13 protein-coding genes are annotated in these 14,568 nt (G+C 62.9%); 7 read left to right on the forward strand and 6 right to left on the reverse strand.

Going from position 1 to position 14,568, the window contains the following annotated elements; genetic code table 11:
• Positions 1-36 precede the first annotated feature (36 nt).
• From AC1VON_RS01500 to AC1VON_RS01515, 4 genes are all read right to left on the reverse strand, one after another.
• Positions 37-909 carry an MBL fold metallo-hydrolase gene (locus AC1VON_RS01500; protein WP_483120144.1) on the reverse strand — a complete coding sequence of 291 codons (873 nt, stop codon included), beginning with the start codon at positions 907-909 and terminating at the stop codon, positions 37-39.
• Between the two features lie 243 nt (positions 910-1,152).
• Positions 1,153-1,812 (reverse strand): peroxiredoxin, encoded by a 660-nt coding sequence (locus AC1VON_RS01505; protein ID WP_172348224.1) that lies wholly within the window; start codon positions 1,810-1,812, stop codon positions 1,153-1,155.
• Between the two features lie 219 nt (positions 1,813-2,031).
• Positions 2,032-2,397: a cell division protein ZapA gene (locus tag AC1VON_RS01510; RefSeq protein WP_056575728.1), complete on the reverse strand. Its 366-nt coding sequence runs from the start codon at positions 2,395-2,397 to the stop codon at positions 2,032-2,034.
• A 10-nt stretch (positions 2,398-2,407) separates the two neighbouring features.
• Positions 2,408-2,680, reverse strand: coding sequence for a DUF4164 domain-containing protein (locus tag AC1VON_RS01515; RefSeq protein ID WP_056576508.1), 273 nt, complete (start codon positions 2,678-2,680; stop codon positions 2,408-2,410).
• Positions 2,681-2,941: 261 nt separating this feature from the next.
• Here AC1VON_RS01515 and tkt point away from each other — a divergent pair, with 261 nt between their 5' ends.
• From tkt to AC1VON_RS01550, 7 genes are all read left to right on the forward strand, one after another.
• Positions 2,942-4,933: a transketolase gene (tkt, locus tag AC1VON_RS01520; RefSeq protein WP_483120147.1), complete on the forward strand. Its 1,992-nt coding sequence runs from the start codon at positions 2,942-2,944 to the stop codon at positions 4,931-4,933.
• Between the two features lie 211 nt (positions 4,934-5,144).
• Positions 5,145-6,155: a type I glyceraldehyde-3-phosphate dehydrogenase gene (gap, locus tag AC1VON_RS01525; protein WP_065005509.1), complete on the forward strand. Its 1,011-nt coding sequence runs from the start codon at positions 5,145-5,147 to the stop codon at positions 6,153-6,155.
• A gap of 196 nt (positions 6,156-6,351) precedes the next feature.
• Complete coding sequence (locus AC1VON_RS01530) at positions 6,352-8,232, forward strand: potassium/proton antiporter (RefSeq protein WP_483120150.1); 1,881 nt, start codon at positions 6,352-6,354, stop codon at positions 8,230-8,232.
• 156 nt (positions 8,233-8,388) lie between these two features.
• Entirely contained in the window at positions 8,389-9,585 is a 1,197-nt protein-coding gene (locus tag AC1VON_RS01535; RefSeq protein ID WP_172348221.1) for a phosphoglycerate kinase, read from the forward strand.
• Between the two features lie 285 nt (positions 9,586-9,870).
• Positions 9,871-10,896, forward strand: coding sequence for a class I fructose-bisphosphate aldolase (locus AC1VON_RS01540; protein WP_483120152.1), 1,026 nt, complete (start codon positions 9,871-9,873; stop codon positions 10,894-10,896).
• Positions 10,897-11,143: 247 nt separating this feature from the next.
• Positions 11,144-11,884 carry a DUF899 domain-containing protein gene (locus tag AC1VON_RS01545; RefSeq protein ID WP_483120154.1) on the forward strand — a complete coding sequence of 247 codons (741 nt, stop codon included), beginning with the start codon at positions 11,144-11,146 and terminating at the stop codon, positions 11,882-11,884.
• Positions 11,885-11,945: 61 nt separating this feature from the next.
• Positions 11,946-12,659: an SGNH/GDSL hydrolase family protein gene (locus tag AC1VON_RS01550; RefSeq protein ID WP_172348218.1), complete on the forward strand. Its 714-nt coding sequence runs from the start codon at positions 11,946-11,948 to the stop codon at positions 12,657-12,659.
• A 32-nt stretch (positions 12,660-12,691) separates the two neighbouring features.
• Here the strand turns inward: AC1VON_RS01550 and AC1VON_RS01555 are convergent, their stop codons facing one another.
• Together AC1VON_RS01555 and AC1VON_RS01560 are read right to left on the reverse strand one after the other, a co-directional pair.
• Complete coding sequence (locus AC1VON_RS01555) at positions 12,692-12,853, reverse strand: hypothetical protein (RefSeq protein ID WP_140776964.1); 162 nt, start codon at positions 12,851-12,853, stop codon at positions 12,692-12,694.
• 83 nt (positions 12,854-12,936) lie between these two features.
• Positions 12,937-14,430, reverse strand: a complete 1,494-nt coding sequence (locus tag AC1VON_RS01560; protein ID WP_483120157.1) for an ArnT family glycosyltransferase — start codon at positions 14,428-14,430, stop codon at positions 12,937-12,939.
• Positions 14,431-14,568: the final 138 nt, after the last annotated feature.

Here is a 14,568-nt window from a genome sequence, read left to right on the forward strand (position 1 = left end):
GCGGGGGAGATTGGCAGTTTCAGCAACGGCGTACCCTCAAAGCGAATCCAGCGGAAACTTCAGATACCGCCGGCCATTGGCTTCCGGTTCCGGCAGCCGTCCGCCATTCATGTTGACCTGGAGCGCATGCAGGATCAGCCGCGGCATCGGCAATGTCCGGTCGCGTGCCTCGCGCAAGGCGACGAACTCGGCCTCATTGCGCGCTGCAACGAGATGGATGTTGGTCGCCCTCTGCGCGGCTACCGTGCTTTCCCACAACGGCTCGCGGCCACCGGCCTGATAATCATGCCCGACAAAGACGCGCGTCTCGTCGGGCAACGCCAGTATGCCCTGGATCGACCGCCACAGCCGCGCGGCACTGCCGCCGGGAAAGTCCGCCCGCGCCGTGCCGCTGTCCGGCATGAACAGGGTGTCATGCACGAAGGCGGCGTCGCCGACCACATAGGTGATCGAGGCCAGCGTATGTCCGGGTGAGAACAGCACCTTGACCGGAAGGCTGCCGATCCGAAACGTCTCGCCTTCCCTGAACAGCCTGTCCCATTGCGAGCCATCGGCGGGAAAATCCGGCCAGTTGTAGATCGCCTTCCATAGTTTCTGGACCTCGACGACCCTGTCGCCGATGGCGGTGGGTGCCCCGGTCTTCTGCTTCAGGTAGTGCGCCGCCGAGAAATGATCCGCATGCGGATGGGTGTCGAGGATCCACTCGAGTTCGAGCCCGTTTTCCCGGATGAAATCGAGCAAGGCGTCCGCATTCTTCGTACCGGTCGCACCGGACTTCTCGTCGAAATCGAGGATCGGATCGATGATGGCGCATCGCTTCGTCGCCTGGTCGGCGACGACATACTGGATGGCCCCGGTCGGCTTGTCATAGAAGCCGCTGACCTGCGGCCTGGCCAAAGCTACGTCCAATTTCGGCTTCCCCAAACCCCTGAAGCAATTCCTGGAAAAGCGTGACACGGTTTTCCGTGCGGAATTGCGTCGAAACAACGGATTAGAGTGTTCCACGGTTCCGTGAAACGATGGACCGCTCCAGCCGACAGGAATGATTTTCTCTGGCGGCACCCGAGAGGAGCATGGTTGTCCACTCGGGTGGCCCAGTCAAGCATCCCTTCGCTCACAAGGGCAAGAAAGCCAAAAACCGTTCCGAAGCGCTCAGGCGGATGGCTGCTTGGTCTTCCTCAGATAGGGCAGGATGGTTTCGAAGGCACCAAAACGCTTGATTGCATCCTCGTTGGAAACGGCGGCGGTGATGATAACATCCTCGCCCTGCTTCCAGTTGGCCGGCGTCGCCACCTGATGCTTGGCGGTGAGCTGCATGGAATCGACCGCGCGCAGGATCTCGTCGAAGTTGCGGCCGGTGGTCATCGGATAGGTCAGCACCAGCTTGATCTTCTTGTCCGGTCCGATGACATAGACCGAGCGCACCGTGGCGTTGTCGGCGGGCGTGCGACCCTCCGAGGTTTCGCCGGCACCGGCGGGAAGCATGTCGTAAAGCTTGGCGACCTTGAGGTCCTTGTCGCCGATCAGCGGATAGTTCACTGAATGGCCGGTCGCCGTCTTGATGTCGGCCTGCCACTTGTCGTGGCTCGCAACCGGATCGACGGAGATGCCGATGATCTTGACGTTGCGCTTCTTGAACTCGCCTTCCAGTCCCGCCATCGTGCCAAGCTCGGTCGTGCAGACCGGTGTGAAGTTCTTCGGATGGCTGAACAGGATCGCCCAGCCGTCGCCGATCCAGTCATGGAACTTGATCTCTCCTTGCGTGGTCTCTGCGGTGAAGTCCGGCGCGATGTCGTTGATACGAAGGCTCATGGCACATTTCCCCTGTAACTGATCTGGTCCCCGGTCAGCGCGACGGGCGGCAAACCGTGCCGCCACCAAGCGCCCGCCCACCGGCACAGCCGCATCTTAGCGCAAAAATCGTGACCGCAAGATAATATGAAACTCTTGTCGGCGGCGGAATGAGCATTTTCATCCTGCCGACGGCATCGGCGCAAGAGCTTCCGGTTGCACGCGCAAGGCCTCGGCAACTCAGGCCTTGTTGATCGCCAGCGTCGCCGTCAGATCTTCCATGCGCTGCGCCAGCGCGCCGAGCGCGTTGGTCAGCACGCTGTCGCTCTTGTCGGCCTTGGTCAACGCCTCGTCGCGCGTCTTGCGCAAGGTCAGCACTTCGCTTTCCATGCCCTTGACGCGTTTCTGCAGCTCCGACAGTTCGTCCATCACCATGATGCCGGCCATGACCGTCAGCCGCTGGTCGCCGATCTCGCCGAACGAGTCCTTCAGGTGTGAGACATAGCGGTCGAAGCGCTCGGCAAGGTCGATCAGATGCTCTTCCTGGCCCTCGTCGCAGGCCATGCGATACTGCTTGCCGTCGATTGAAACCGTGACCTGTGCCATGGGCCAGCTCCTATCTGTCCAACACGGCGCGGATGGTTTCCATGGCGGTCACCAGCCGTCGCGAGACTTCCTTGTTGGCGTCTTCCAGACGTTCGGCGCGCGCTTCGGAATTGTCGAGTTCCTGCGCCAGCCGTGAGCGGTCGGCATTCATCCGCTGCACTTCGGCCTCGGCTTCCGAATAGTCGCGCTCGTGCTCCAGCTTGGCCGCGACGGCGTTCTCCAGCCCTTCGATGGCCTTGCCCAGCCTGGCGATTACTTCCTTGAGCGTGCTTTCCCCGGTCATGGCTTCGTCCTGTGCCCTGCCCATCACCGAATCGTTCGCGTTCAGAACGCGTTATCTGGGAAACATTAGGCACCGGGTGAAGGCAACGTCAACAAAGCTCTCGCGACTGTCCCCCGCTAACGCTAATGTAGGTCCGCCGCCGGCATCACAAGACTGGCAAATGTGCGCCCGATTTGTTGACTAAAAGCCCGCGCCTGCTATGTGTCGCGCACCCTTTTCAAGGGTTCTCCCAAGCCCCCAAACCCCCACCCTGGAGGAACCATGACGTCGCGTGAACAACATGACCGGATGGCCAATGCGATCCGTTTTCTCTCCATGGACGCTGTCGAGAAGGCGAATTCCGGCCATCCCGGCCTGCCCATGGGCTGCGCCGACATCGCCACGGTACTGTTCACCCGCTTCCTGAAATACGATCCCAAGGCGCCGCACTGGGCCGACCGCGACCGCTTCATCCTGTCAGCCGGCCATGGTTCGATGCTGCTCTATTCGCTGCTCTACCTGACCGGCTACGAGGACATGACGATCGACCAGATCAAGCATTTCCGCCAGTTGGGCTCCAAAACCGCCGGTCATCCCGAATACGGTCATGCAACCGGCATCGAGACGACGACCGGTCCGCTCGGCCAGGGACTGGCCAATTCGGTCGGCTTCGCGCTTGGCGAGCGCATCATGAACGCCGCCTTCGGCAACGACCTCGTCGACCACTACACCTATGTGCTGGCCGGCGACGGCTGCCTGATGGAAGGTGTTTCCCAGGAAGCCATCGCGCTTGCCGGGCATCTGAAGCTCAACAAGCTGATCGTCTTCTGGGACAACAACAACATCTCGATCGACGGTCCGGTTTCGCTCGCCGACAACACCGACCAGGTCGCCCGCTTCCAGGCTTCCGGCTGGAATGCCAGCCATATCGACGGCACCGATCCGGAAGCGATCGCCTACGCCATCGAGGCCGCCCGCCATTCCGACAAGCCGACGATGATCGCCTGCAAGACGACCATCGGCTTCGGCGCTCCAACCAAGGCCGGCACCAACAAGGCGCACGGCTCGCCGCTCGGCGCCGACGAGATCGCCGGCGCGCGCAAATTCTTCAACTGGGAGTCGCCGCCTTTCGAGATTCCAGCCGAAATCCTCGAGGCTTGGCGCGCAGCCGGCAAGGCCGGCGCCAAGCCTCGTACCGACTGGGAAGGCCGCCTCGCCAAGGCCGAGCCGAAGCTGAAGGCCGAGTTCGAGCGCCGTCTTACCGGCAAGCTGCCGTCCAACTTCGACGCCGTCATTGCCGAGTACAAGAAGAAGCTCTCGGCCGACAAGCCGAAGGTCGCCACCCGCAAATCGTCCGAGATGGCGCTGGAAGTCATCAACGGCGCCGTGCCGGAAACCATCGGCGGCTCCGCCGACCTGACCGGCTCCAACAACACCAAGACCAGCCAGACCAAGAACATCACGCCCGACGACTATGGTCAGCGCTATGTCCACTACGGCATCCGCGAGCATGGCATGGCGGCCGCGATCAACGGCCTGACGCTGCATGGCGGCCTCATCGCCTATGGCGGCACCTTCATGTGCTTCTCCGACTATGCCCGCCCGTCGATGCGGCTTTCCTCGCTGATGGGCATCCGCTCGATCTTCGTCATGACCCATGATTCCATTGGGCTCGGCGAAGACGGCCCGACCCATCAGCCGGTCGAGCACCTGGCGGCCCTGCGCGCCATTCCCAACCACAATGTCTTCCGTCCGGCCGATGCGGTGGAAACCGCCGAATGCTGGCAGATCGCGCTCGAATCCGAAAAGACGCCGTCGACCCTGGCGCTGACCCGTCAGAACCTACCGACGGTGCGCACCGAGCACTCCGCCAAGAACCTGAGCAGCCAGGGCGCCTATGAACTGGCCGCGGCCAGCGGCGAGGCGGCGGTGACCATCTTCGCCACCGGCTCCGAGGTCGAGATCGCTCTTGGCGCCCGTGACTTGCTTGAGAAGCACGGCCACCCGACGCGCGTCGTCTCGGTGCCTTGCTTCGAGCTGTTCGACAAGCAGAGCGACGACTATCGCAAGAAGACAATCGGCAACGCGCCGATCAAGATGGCGATCGAGGCCGGCATCCGCCAGGGCTGGGATCATCTCATCGGCTCGGACGGTATCTTCGTCGGCATGACCGGCTTCGGCGCCTCGGGCACGATCGAGCAGCTCTACCCGCATTTCGGCATCACCGCCGAAGCGGCGGCCAAGGCGGCGGAAGCACGCCTGCACGCCAAGTAAGGCCTGTGCATGTGCCCAAACCGTATTGCGGTTTTGGAGTAAAGACATGCACGAAACAAGAATGCCCCGGCGAAGTCACGCAAAGCGATTTCGCCGGTCTGGCCCAACCTAATCGATTTAAATCCGCGTCGCTGCGGCTGGATTCTTTCCGCTTGCGCCGCTATGAAGCTGCGGACCCATCGTCTGCCCTCCAGCTCCCAGGGAGAGAAAAATGACCGTCAGAGTTGCCATCAACGGATTCGGCCGCATCGGCCGCAACATCCTGCGCGCCATCCACGAATCCGGCCGCAAGGACATCGACGTCGTCGCCGTCAACGACCTCGGCCCGGTCGAGACCAACGCGCACCTGCTGCGCTACGACAGCGTGCACGGCCGCTTCCCGCATGAAGTGTCGGTGTCCGGCGACCAGATCACGGTCGGCAAGGAAAAATTCAAGGTCACCGCCATCAAGGACCCGACGCAGTTGCCGTGGAAGGAACTCGGCGTCGACATCGCGCTCGAATGCACCGGCATCTTCACCGCCCGCGACAAGGCCGCCGCGCACCTCACCGCCGGCGCCAAGCGCGTGCTGGTATCGGCCCCTGCCGAAGGCGCCGACCTCACCGTCGTCTATGGCATCAACCACGACAAGCTGACCAAGGACCACATCGTCATCTCGAACGCCTCCTGCACCACCAACTGCCTCGCGCCGCTGGCCGCCGTGCTGCACGAGACGGTCGGCATCGAAAAGGGCATGATGACGACGATCCACTCCTACACGGGCGACCAGCCGACGCTGGACACCATGCATAAGGATCTCTATCGCGCCCGCGCCGCGGCCCTGTCGCAGATCCCGACCTCGACCGGTGCCGCCAAGGCGATCGGCCTCGTGCTGCCCGATCTCAAGGGCAAGCTCGACGGCATCTCGATCCGCGTGCCGACACCGAACGTCTCGGTCGTCGACTTCAAGTTCATCGCCAAGCGCCCGACCACGGTCCAGGAAATAAACGACGCGGTCATCGCCGCTTCCAATGGCAAGTTGAAGGGCATTCTTGGCGTCACTCATCACCCGAACGTGTCGATCGACTTCAACCACGATCCGCGGTCCTCGATCATGGCGCTCGACCAGACCAAGGTGATGGACGGAAACTTCGTTTCGGTGCTGTCGTGGTACGACAATGAGTGGGGTTTCTCCAACCGCATGGGCGATACCGCCGTCGCCTTCGGCAAGACCATCGCCTGATCACAGGCTCGCAGTCTCGCAGCTTCAAACGCCCGGCTTTGTCCGGGCGTTTTTCGTTTGCCGGAGCAGCAACGCCTGACCGCCCGAAAATCATCGGCTTCGGCCAAAAAACCACCCTCCCGCCTTGCACTGGCCATCCCTTCGCCCCACTCTCCCGTAAATCGATACAAAGAGGAATTCGAGGGGCAAATCACGGATGGAGCATGCGATCTATCTCGTCACGCTGGTCGGCACGGCGCTCGTTGTCGCCGCCGCGTTTTCGAGCCTGATCGCCTTCCGCTTCGGCGCCCCCCTGCTGCTTCTGTTTCTCTGCATCGGTCTCGCCACCGGAACCGACGGCCTCGGCATCGAATTCGACAATGCCCGTATTGCCTATTTTGCCGGCTCACTGGCGCTGGCTGTCATCCTGTTCGATTCCGGCTTCGGCACGCCGCTCAACGCGCTGCGGCAGGCGGCGGGGCCGGCCCTGTCGCTGGCGACCTTCGGCGTGCTTATCACCACCGGCCTGTTCGGCGCCGCCGCCCACTACCTGCTCGACCTGACCTGGCTCGAATCTTTCCTGCTCGGTGCGGCCGTCGCTTCCACCGATGCAGCCGCGGTGTTCTTCCTGCTGCGCGCCGGCGAAATCAATCTGCGCGAACGCGTGCGCTCGACGCTCGAGGTGGAATCCGGCACCAACGACCCGATCGCCATCTTCCTGACCATCACGCTGGTCGAGATCATCGCCGCCCACGCCAACCCCGAGACCAATGTCCTGGTCACCAACCTGATCCTCGGCTTCATCCTCAATATGGGCCTCGGCGCCATTGTCGGCGTGCTAGGCGGCCTCGCCATCGTGCGCCTCGTCGACCGGCTCAACCTCGACCATGGCCTGCTGCCGATCTTCGTGCTGACCCTGTCGCTGATGGTCTTCGCCGCCGCCGGCGCGATCGGCGGTTCGGGTTTTCTGGCGGTCTATCTCGCCGGCCTCATTGCCGGCAATTCCGACATCCGCGCCGTCACCATCCTGAAGCGCTTCCAGGACGGCATGTCGTGGTTGGCGCAGATCATCATGTTCCTGATCCTCGGACTGTTCGCGACGCCCTCGCAGTTTCCGGCGATCATGGTGCCGGCGATTGCGCTTGGCCTGTTCCTGATGTTCATCGCCCGGCCGATCGCGGTCTGGCTCTGCCTGATCCCGTTCCGCCTGCCGCGCCCCGAAGTCGCCTTCGTCTCCTGGGTCGGTCTGCGCGGCGCGGTCTCCATCCTGCTCGCCATCACCCCGCTGCTCGGCGGGCTGGAGAATGGCCGTGTCATCTTCAATACCGCCTTCATCATCGTGCTCGTGTCGCTGGTCATCCAGGGCTGGACCGTCGGCCCGCTGGCGCGCCGCCTTGGTCTCATCGTGCCGGCGCGCCTCGGCCCGCTCGACAAGGTCGAACTTGAACTTCCCGGCTCCGCCCATCATGAGCTTCTCGCCTATCGCGTGGCGCACGGCAGCCCGGTGGCGCGCGGCGAGCGCATTCCGCGCTGGGCACGGCCCTCGCTGGTGCTTCGCGACGGACGATCGATGCGCTTCCAGGACATGGGCCGGCTCGCCGCCGGCGACCAGGTCTACATCTTCGTGCCGGACCGCTATCCGCGCCTGCTCGACAAGCTGTTTGCCAGCCGCGCGGTGGTCGACCCCGAGGATGCCGATTTCTTCGGCGCCTTCGCCGTCGATCCGGCGCGCTCCGCCGCCGAGTTGGAGGCCGCCTACGCGCCGGGCCTGACCGAGGCGGAGCAGAAGCAGACCGTCGGCGCGCTGGTCACGGCGCGACTCGGCGGGCACGCCGAATATGCCGACCGCGTGCTCATCGGCTCGATCGAACTGATCGTCAGGGACGTCGACGACAAGGGCAGGATCACGGGCCTCGGTCTTTCCTTCGAGCCGACCGCACCGGTGGCCCGGGTGCCGGTGTTCCTCAGCGCCGGCGAGATGGGCGACCGTCTGAGTGCCTTTGTCCGTAACTGGCGCAAGCCGATCGAGACGCAGGCGCCGGCAGAGCCGGAAGACGCCCCCGAGCCGCCGGTTGAAAAGGCAACGACCGGAAGCTGACAAGGGCGATCGTTTGCGTCACCCCTTCCGCATGGGCGATCTTCACGGACTATGTCCCCGCCCGTCTCAAAATTTCGCACCGCACCGCGGCCAAAGCCTTGCATCGTCATTGATGCGAGGTATGGTCCCGGCGATTTTCCGAGGAAAGGGACCGGCATGGCTGCCTTCAAGACACTGGACGACATCGGCAACATCAGCGGCAAGCGCGTGCTGGTGCGCGTCGACCTCAACGTTCCCGTCGCCGACGGCAAGGTCACTGACGCCACCCGCATCGAACGCATCGCGCCGACCATCGCCGAACTGTCGGGCAAGGGCGCCAAGGTCATCCTGCTCGCTCATTTCGGCCGCCCCAAGGATGGCCCATCGGCCGAATTCTCGCTCGAGCCGATCGCGAAAGCGACGGCCGAGGTGCTCGGCCGTCCCGTTGGCTTCGCCTCGGATTGCATCGGCGACACGGCGGGAAGTGCTGTCGCCGCCATGAACAAGGGCGACGTGCTGCTGCTTGAAAACACCCGCTTCTACAAGGCCGAGGAGAAGAACGACCCGGCCTTCACCGAAAGGCTCGCCGCCAATGGCGACATCTTCGTCAATGACGCCTTTTCGGCGGCGCACCGTGCCCACGCCTCGACCGAGGGGCTGGCGCGTCTGTTGCCTTCCTTTGCCGGCCGCACCATGCAGGCCGAGCTCGAAGCGCTGGAGAAGGGCCTGGGCAACCCGGTCCGTCCGGTCGTCGCCATTGTCGGTGGCGCCAAGGTCTCGACCAAGATCGACCTGTTGATGAACCTGGTGAAGAAGGTCGACGCCCTGGTCATCGGCGGCGGCATGGCCAACACTTTCCTTGCCGCGCGCGGCACCGATGTCGGCAAGTCGCTGTGCGAGCATGACTTGGCCTCGACCGCCAAGCAGATCATGATCGAGGCGGCCGAGGCCGGCTGCGCCATCATCCTGCCCGTCGACGGCGTCGTCGCCAAGGAGTTCAAGGCGGGTGCGGCCTGCGAGACCGTTGCCATATCGGAGGTGCCGGCCGACGGCATGATCCTCGATGTCGGCGCCAAGACTGTGACGACGATCGGCGAGTGGATCGACCGTGCCGCGACGCTGGTCTGGAACGGCCCGCTCGGCGCCTTCGAGATCGCGCCGTTCGACCACGCCACGGTGGCTGCCGCCCAGCACGCGGCGGCGCGCACCAAGGCCGGCAAGCTGGTCTCCGTTGCCGGTGGCGGCGATACGGTGGCGGCGCTCAACCACGCCGGTGTCGCCGACGATTTCACCTATGTCTCGACCGCCGGCGGCGCCTTCCTGGAATGGATGGAAGGCAAGCCCCTGCCCGGCGTCGACGTGCTGAAGCGGTAAACAATTCCAGGAAAAGCGTGCAACGGCTTTCCGTCCGGAGTTGCGTCAAGGCAGAGAGATTGAGTGTTTCGGCGTTTTCGCAAAACGATGAACCGCGCAATGGCATTTCGCAGCCAGGCAGAAATGCCTGGCGTTGCAGAAATGCGGCCAAAACAAACAGCCTGATCAACTCACCGGGAGCAAACGAGGGCGCCTGAGACTTTCAATCGATTCGAGCTTTCCGGCGTCATTCCTTTGGCGGTAGTGTTCTGCTAGGCGCAGATCAACCGGTTCAGGAGAAGCATGATGAGCGAACGTCTCGAAGACATTGCCGCCGCGATCGTGGCCAACGGCAAGGGCCTGCTGGCTGCCGATGAAAGTTCCGGCACGATCAAGAAGCGCTTCGATGTCATTGGCGTCGAATCGACCGCCGACAGCCGCCGCGACTATCGCGAGATGATGTTCCGCGCCAAGGACGCGATGACCAAGTATATTTCCGGCGTCATCCTCTATGACGAGACGATCCGCCAGAAGGCCGCCGACGGCACGCCGCTGGTTGACATAATCAAGGCGGCAGGCGCCATCCCCGGCATCAAGGTCGATGCCGGCGCCAAGCCTCTGGCCGGCTTCCCCGGCGACACCATCACCGAGGGCCTCGACGGCCTGCGTGAACGCCTTGCCGACTACTACAGGCTTGGCGCCCGTTTCGCCAAATGGCGCGCGGTGATCGACATCGACACCGCCAAGGGCGTGCCGTCCGCGACCTCCATCGGCGCCAATACCCATGCACTGGCCCGCTACGCCGCCCTTTGCCAGGAAGCCGGCATCGTGCCGATCGTCGAGCCGGAAGTGCTGATGGACGGCGCCCATTCGATCGACACGTGCTACGAGATCAGCAAGATGACTTTGCTTAAGCTCTATGACGAGCTCTACGCGGCGCGTGTCGTGCTCGAAGGCACGATCCTGAAGCCCAACATGGTGCTGTCGGGCAAGAAGTCGGGCACGGTGGACAGTCCCGAAAAGGTCGCCGAGATGACCATAAAACTGTTCCGCGAGACGGTGCCGGCGGCGGTCCCGGGCATCGCCTTCCTTTCCGGCGGCCAGGAGGACGAGGAGGCAACCGCCAACCTCAACGCCATCAACGCCATCGGTCCGCATCCGTGGAAGCTGACCTTCTCCTACGGCCGCGCGCTGCAGGCCGCCCCGCAGAAGGCCTGGAGCGGGAAGGCATCGAACGTCGCCGCCGGTCAGGCCGCCTTCACCCATCGCGCTCATATGAACTATCTGGCGGCGCTCGGAAAATGGAAGGCGAGCCTCGAACAGGCCGCCTGAAGACGGTTCTCTCGTCTTTTTCGAACCCGGGCCAATGCGCCCGGGTTTTGTTTGCGGCAGGCCCGGGCTTGGGATGGAGCCTGTCCATCCTTATCTCCCTCTCGGCGCTGGAGGATGATCCGAAAAGTGGAAGCCGGTCTTCTCGGACAAACGGCAGCCGGTTTGTCCAGAGATCATGCTCAACCAACGAGCGATGTCGGTTTGCGCTCATCCCGAACGTCCTTGGGGTGCAGACAGGGAGAGATTCATGCATCGCAACAAGATCGTTTCACGCGAAGACTGGTTCCAGGCGCACAAGGCACATCTGGCCCGCGAGAAGGAACTGACCCGGCTTCGCGAGCGCATCGCGGCCGAGCGGCGTGAATTACCCTGGCTGAAGATGAGGAAGGATTATGTCTTCGAGACCGAACAGGGGCCGAAGAAACTGGCCGACCTGTTTGGCGCCAACAGCCAGCTGATCGTCTACCACTTCATGTTCGGGCCGGGTTGCAGGCATCATTGCGAGGGCTGCTCGTTCCTTGCCGATCATATAGACGGCGCCAACCAGCATCTGAGGCATCACGACGTATCCCTGGTGGTGATCTCGCGCGCGCCGCTGGCCGAGCTTGCGCCCTACAAGCGGCGCATGGGCTGGAAATTCGACTGGGTGTCGTCCTATGCCTCGGACTTCAACTTCGACATGCAGGTTTCCTTTACCGACAAGCAGATTGCGGCCGGCGACACCACTTACAATTTCGAGACACGTCCGCGGACATCGAAGGAGCTTCCCGGCACCAGTGTTTTCTACAAGGACGAAAACGGCGACATCTTCCTCACCTTCCTGTCGCGTGCCCGCGGCGGCGAGGCGCAGATCGGCGCCTATGATTATCTCGATATGACGCCGAAAGGCCGCAATGAAAATGGCCCCTATCATGGCCTGATGGACTGGGTGCGGCTGCACGACGAATATCAGGACAAGCAGTCGGCTCAGCCGGGCTGCTGCGACTGAAGGCGTTCACCTCCGCCGAAACATGCGCTAAGCCTGCCGCAGATCATTCCACGGTATCGCCATGCGTTTTCCCGCCCTTCTCACCTGGCTCGCCTTCCCCGTCTATGTCTGGCAGGGACTGGGTGTGCGCCGCCGCACCTCACGGATGCTGCCCGCGCAGGGACCGGTCATGCACGAGATATCAGGCCAGCCACCGGCGATCTCGCTGCTGGTGCTGGGCGATTCCTCCGCCGCCTCGGTCGGCATAGGCAATTCCGAGGACGGGCTTGCCGCGCAGCTCGCCATTCTGATCTCGCAACGTACCGGCCACGCCGTGCGCTGGCGCGCCGCCGGCTTCAATTCGGCGACGTCGGGCCAGATCCGCGATCACGTCCTGCCGAATCTGTCGGCCGATCCGTGGACGCATATCGTGCTCGCCATCGGCACCAACGACACCAAGAATTTTCATTCCGTGCCCCGCTTCAAGAAGGAGTTCGGCGGACTGCTCTACGCGCTGCGCGCCAAATGGCCGGAGGCGCGCGTGGTGTGGTCGCCTGTGCTGGAGTTCACGCGGGCGCCGGCCATGCCGACGCTGCTGGGCGAAATCCTCGAAATTCGCGCCACCGCGATGAACAGGATGGGCGAGCGACTTTGCCTGGAGCGCGGCGCAGTGCCCGCACCCCGCCTGCCGATCACCAATCCCGAGGCCGGTTTTGCCTCGGACGGCTTTCATGCCTCGGAGGCGGGTTACCGGGCCTGGGCGGAACATCTCGTCGGCATGGTACTCGCCAGCTGACAGCGAGGAAGCCGATCTTGTCTTGGGAAGGCCTATGTCAAATGCCCGAGCACGGCCGCCAGCGAGATCGCGGCCATCGCCAGCAGCGCCAGCTTCCAGAAATCGGCGCGCCGTTTGAGCCCGGGCCAGCCGATTGGCTTGATCAGTTGGATGACCATGAAGCCGACGATGACAAGGGCGAGGAGTTTTGTCATGCTGCCTTTGACCAGCAACGCGACCGGCTGTCAAAACCTGCTTATGAACCACCGGCCGAAGCCAGATGTTTCAGCGCATACCATCAGCGGACCATGCTAGCGGGGATGCAGGATCGCGCGTTGCGCAGATCATAGATCCTTACCGTCGGCGCGACATAGCCATAGTCCCCATATGGCTTCGAAAATTGCGCCGCGACATGGCCATCGAGGCAATGGAACATGCCGGCAAGCTGATAGATTAGCGGATCCTGCGCTCTCAATCCTCCGCCACGCAGATGTCGCTGAAACTTCAACGATACGAGGTAGTCTGCTGACGAGAGGTCGCGGTAGTCCCTGGTTACCGGTGCCGGCTCTCCCATTGGAAAATCCACGACGAAACGCGTTACGCCTTGCTTCTCGAGGAAGCGCATTGCTGCAAAGCGTGTATCTTTTTCCCGGCCCAGGTTCGCGACATAGGCCATGCCGGCATGCGCGCTGGCAACCATCGCGGCAAGTCCAAGTCCGATCGCCACCGGCCTGCTTCGCGACCCGATCGACCTGGAACAGGCAATACCCGTGGCCAACAGCAGATAGACAACCACCGGCAGGACGTAACGCATGGAGCCGACGAGTTTGAGCGGCGAGAGTTCGAGCAGGAAGAGCCAGATGAAGGCCCCGCCCGCGTAGGCGGCAACATATTTGTTGCGGTCGGCGATGATGGCAAAAGCGATCGCCCCAAGCGCGATCGCTACGGTCGGGCCGGTGAGGCTGGGGATCAGGTGGTAACGGAAATGCGTAAGTCCATATCCCTCCCAGAACCACTCCTTGAGGTCGTGGCCCGTTTCAGCGTGCATCAGTTCCGAGCCAAGGCCTTTGATCACCGTTGAAAGGCCACTTCCGGCCTCGGTCAGCAGCGACACGCCAAAGATCGCCAATATGGTAAGCGCGTCAGTGGCGACGATGATGATGGTCTGCCTGAGGCCGAGCCGGCAGTAGACGATCGCCACGATGAAAAGAACGAGGCTGTTGCCGGCACCCACATATTTCGCCGAGACGGCGAGGCCGAGCGCAAATCCGAAATAGACGAGATTGACTGAGTTGGCCTGCTCCTTCAGCCGCACGAGCGCATGCAGCCCGACACACAGGGCGAAGATCAGGACAGCGTCTTCCTTGAAGTAATGCGCGTGAACCGCGATGGCTGGCGAGACCGCGAAAACGCAGGCCCACAGGAAGGCACTGATATCATCCGCGTATCGCCGCAACACGATATAGAAGAGGATGCTTGCCGCAACACAGGCCAGCGCGCTGACACTTCGGCCAGCCAGCAAATAGTCATGTTCGTTCGACGCGCCGGAAAGCCATCCCGCGAAGCGCGCCAGTACGATCAACAATGGCGGATGTGCGTAATTGTGGTGCTGCCCTGCGGCAAACGCCACTTTGATCGACTCGTCCGGCTGTATCCCGTACGGGAAATCGATGTTGTAGAAGGCCAGCGATGCCGAGATCGCGGCCAGCACCAACATAGCCAGCACCTGGGAATCGCCCCGCTGTGCCAGGCCGACCCAGCCGGTTTGCTTGATCGACTGGCTGACGGTCATGGCCTGGGCGCGAGGAGTTTCGACATGCCGCCCTTTTTGACCTGCATCACGGCCGGCTGTCAAAGCGCTCCATTCATCCGCGAATGACAGGGCGGCGCCACGATCCCGGACCGTGGCGCCTGCTCTTGACTGGGGAGC

This window comes from Mesorhizobium sp. HAY1-8B (assembly GCF_056868045.1).

Coding starts and splice junctions, on each gene's coding strand:
- AC1VON_RS01505 (WP_172348224.1), bottom strand. CDS start 1,812: ATGAGCCTTCGTATCAACGACATCGCGCCGGACTTCACCGCAGAGACC.
- AC1VON_RS01510 (WP_056575728.1), bottom strand. CDS start 2,397: ATGGCACAGGTCACGGTTTCAATCGACGGCAAGCAGTATCGCATGGCC.
- AC1VON_RS01515 (WP_056576508.1), bottom strand. CDS start 2,680: ATGACCGGGGAAAGCACGCTCAAGGAAGTAATCGCCAGGCTGGGCAAG.
- tkt (WP_483120147.1), top strand. CDS start 2,942: ATGACGTCGCGTGAACAACATGACCGGATGGCCAATGCGATCCGTTTT.
- gap (WP_065005509.1), top strand. CDS start 5,145: ATGACCGTCAGAGTTGCCATCAACGGATTCGGCCGCATCGGCCGCAAC.
- AC1VON_RS01530 (WP_483120150.1), top strand. CDS start 6,352: ATGGAGCATGCGATCTATCTCGTCACGCTGGTCGGCACGGCGCTCGTT.
- AC1VON_RS01535 (WP_172348221.1), top strand. CDS start 8,389: ATGGCTGCCTTCAAGACACTGGACGACATCGGCAACATCAGCGGCAAG.
- AC1VON_RS01540 (WP_483120152.1), top strand. CDS start 9,871: ATGAGCGAACGTCTCGAAGACATTGCCGCCGCGATCGTGGCCAACGGC.
- AC1VON_RS01545 (WP_483120154.1), top strand. CDS start 11,144: ATGCATCGCAACAAGATCGTTTCACGCGAAGACTGGTTCCAGGCGCAC.
- AC1VON_RS01550 (WP_172348218.1), top strand. CDS start 11,946: ATGCGTTTTCCCGCCCTTCTCACCTGGCTCGCCTTCCCCGTCTATGTC.
- AC1VON_RS01555 (WP_140776964.1), bottom strand. CDS start 12,853: ATGACAAAACTCCTCGCCCTTGTCATCGTCGGCTTCATGGTCATCCAA.
- AC1VON_RS01560 (WP_483120157.1), bottom strand. CDS start 14,430: ATGACCGTCAGCCAGTCGATCAAGCAAACCGGCTGGGTCGGCCTGGCA.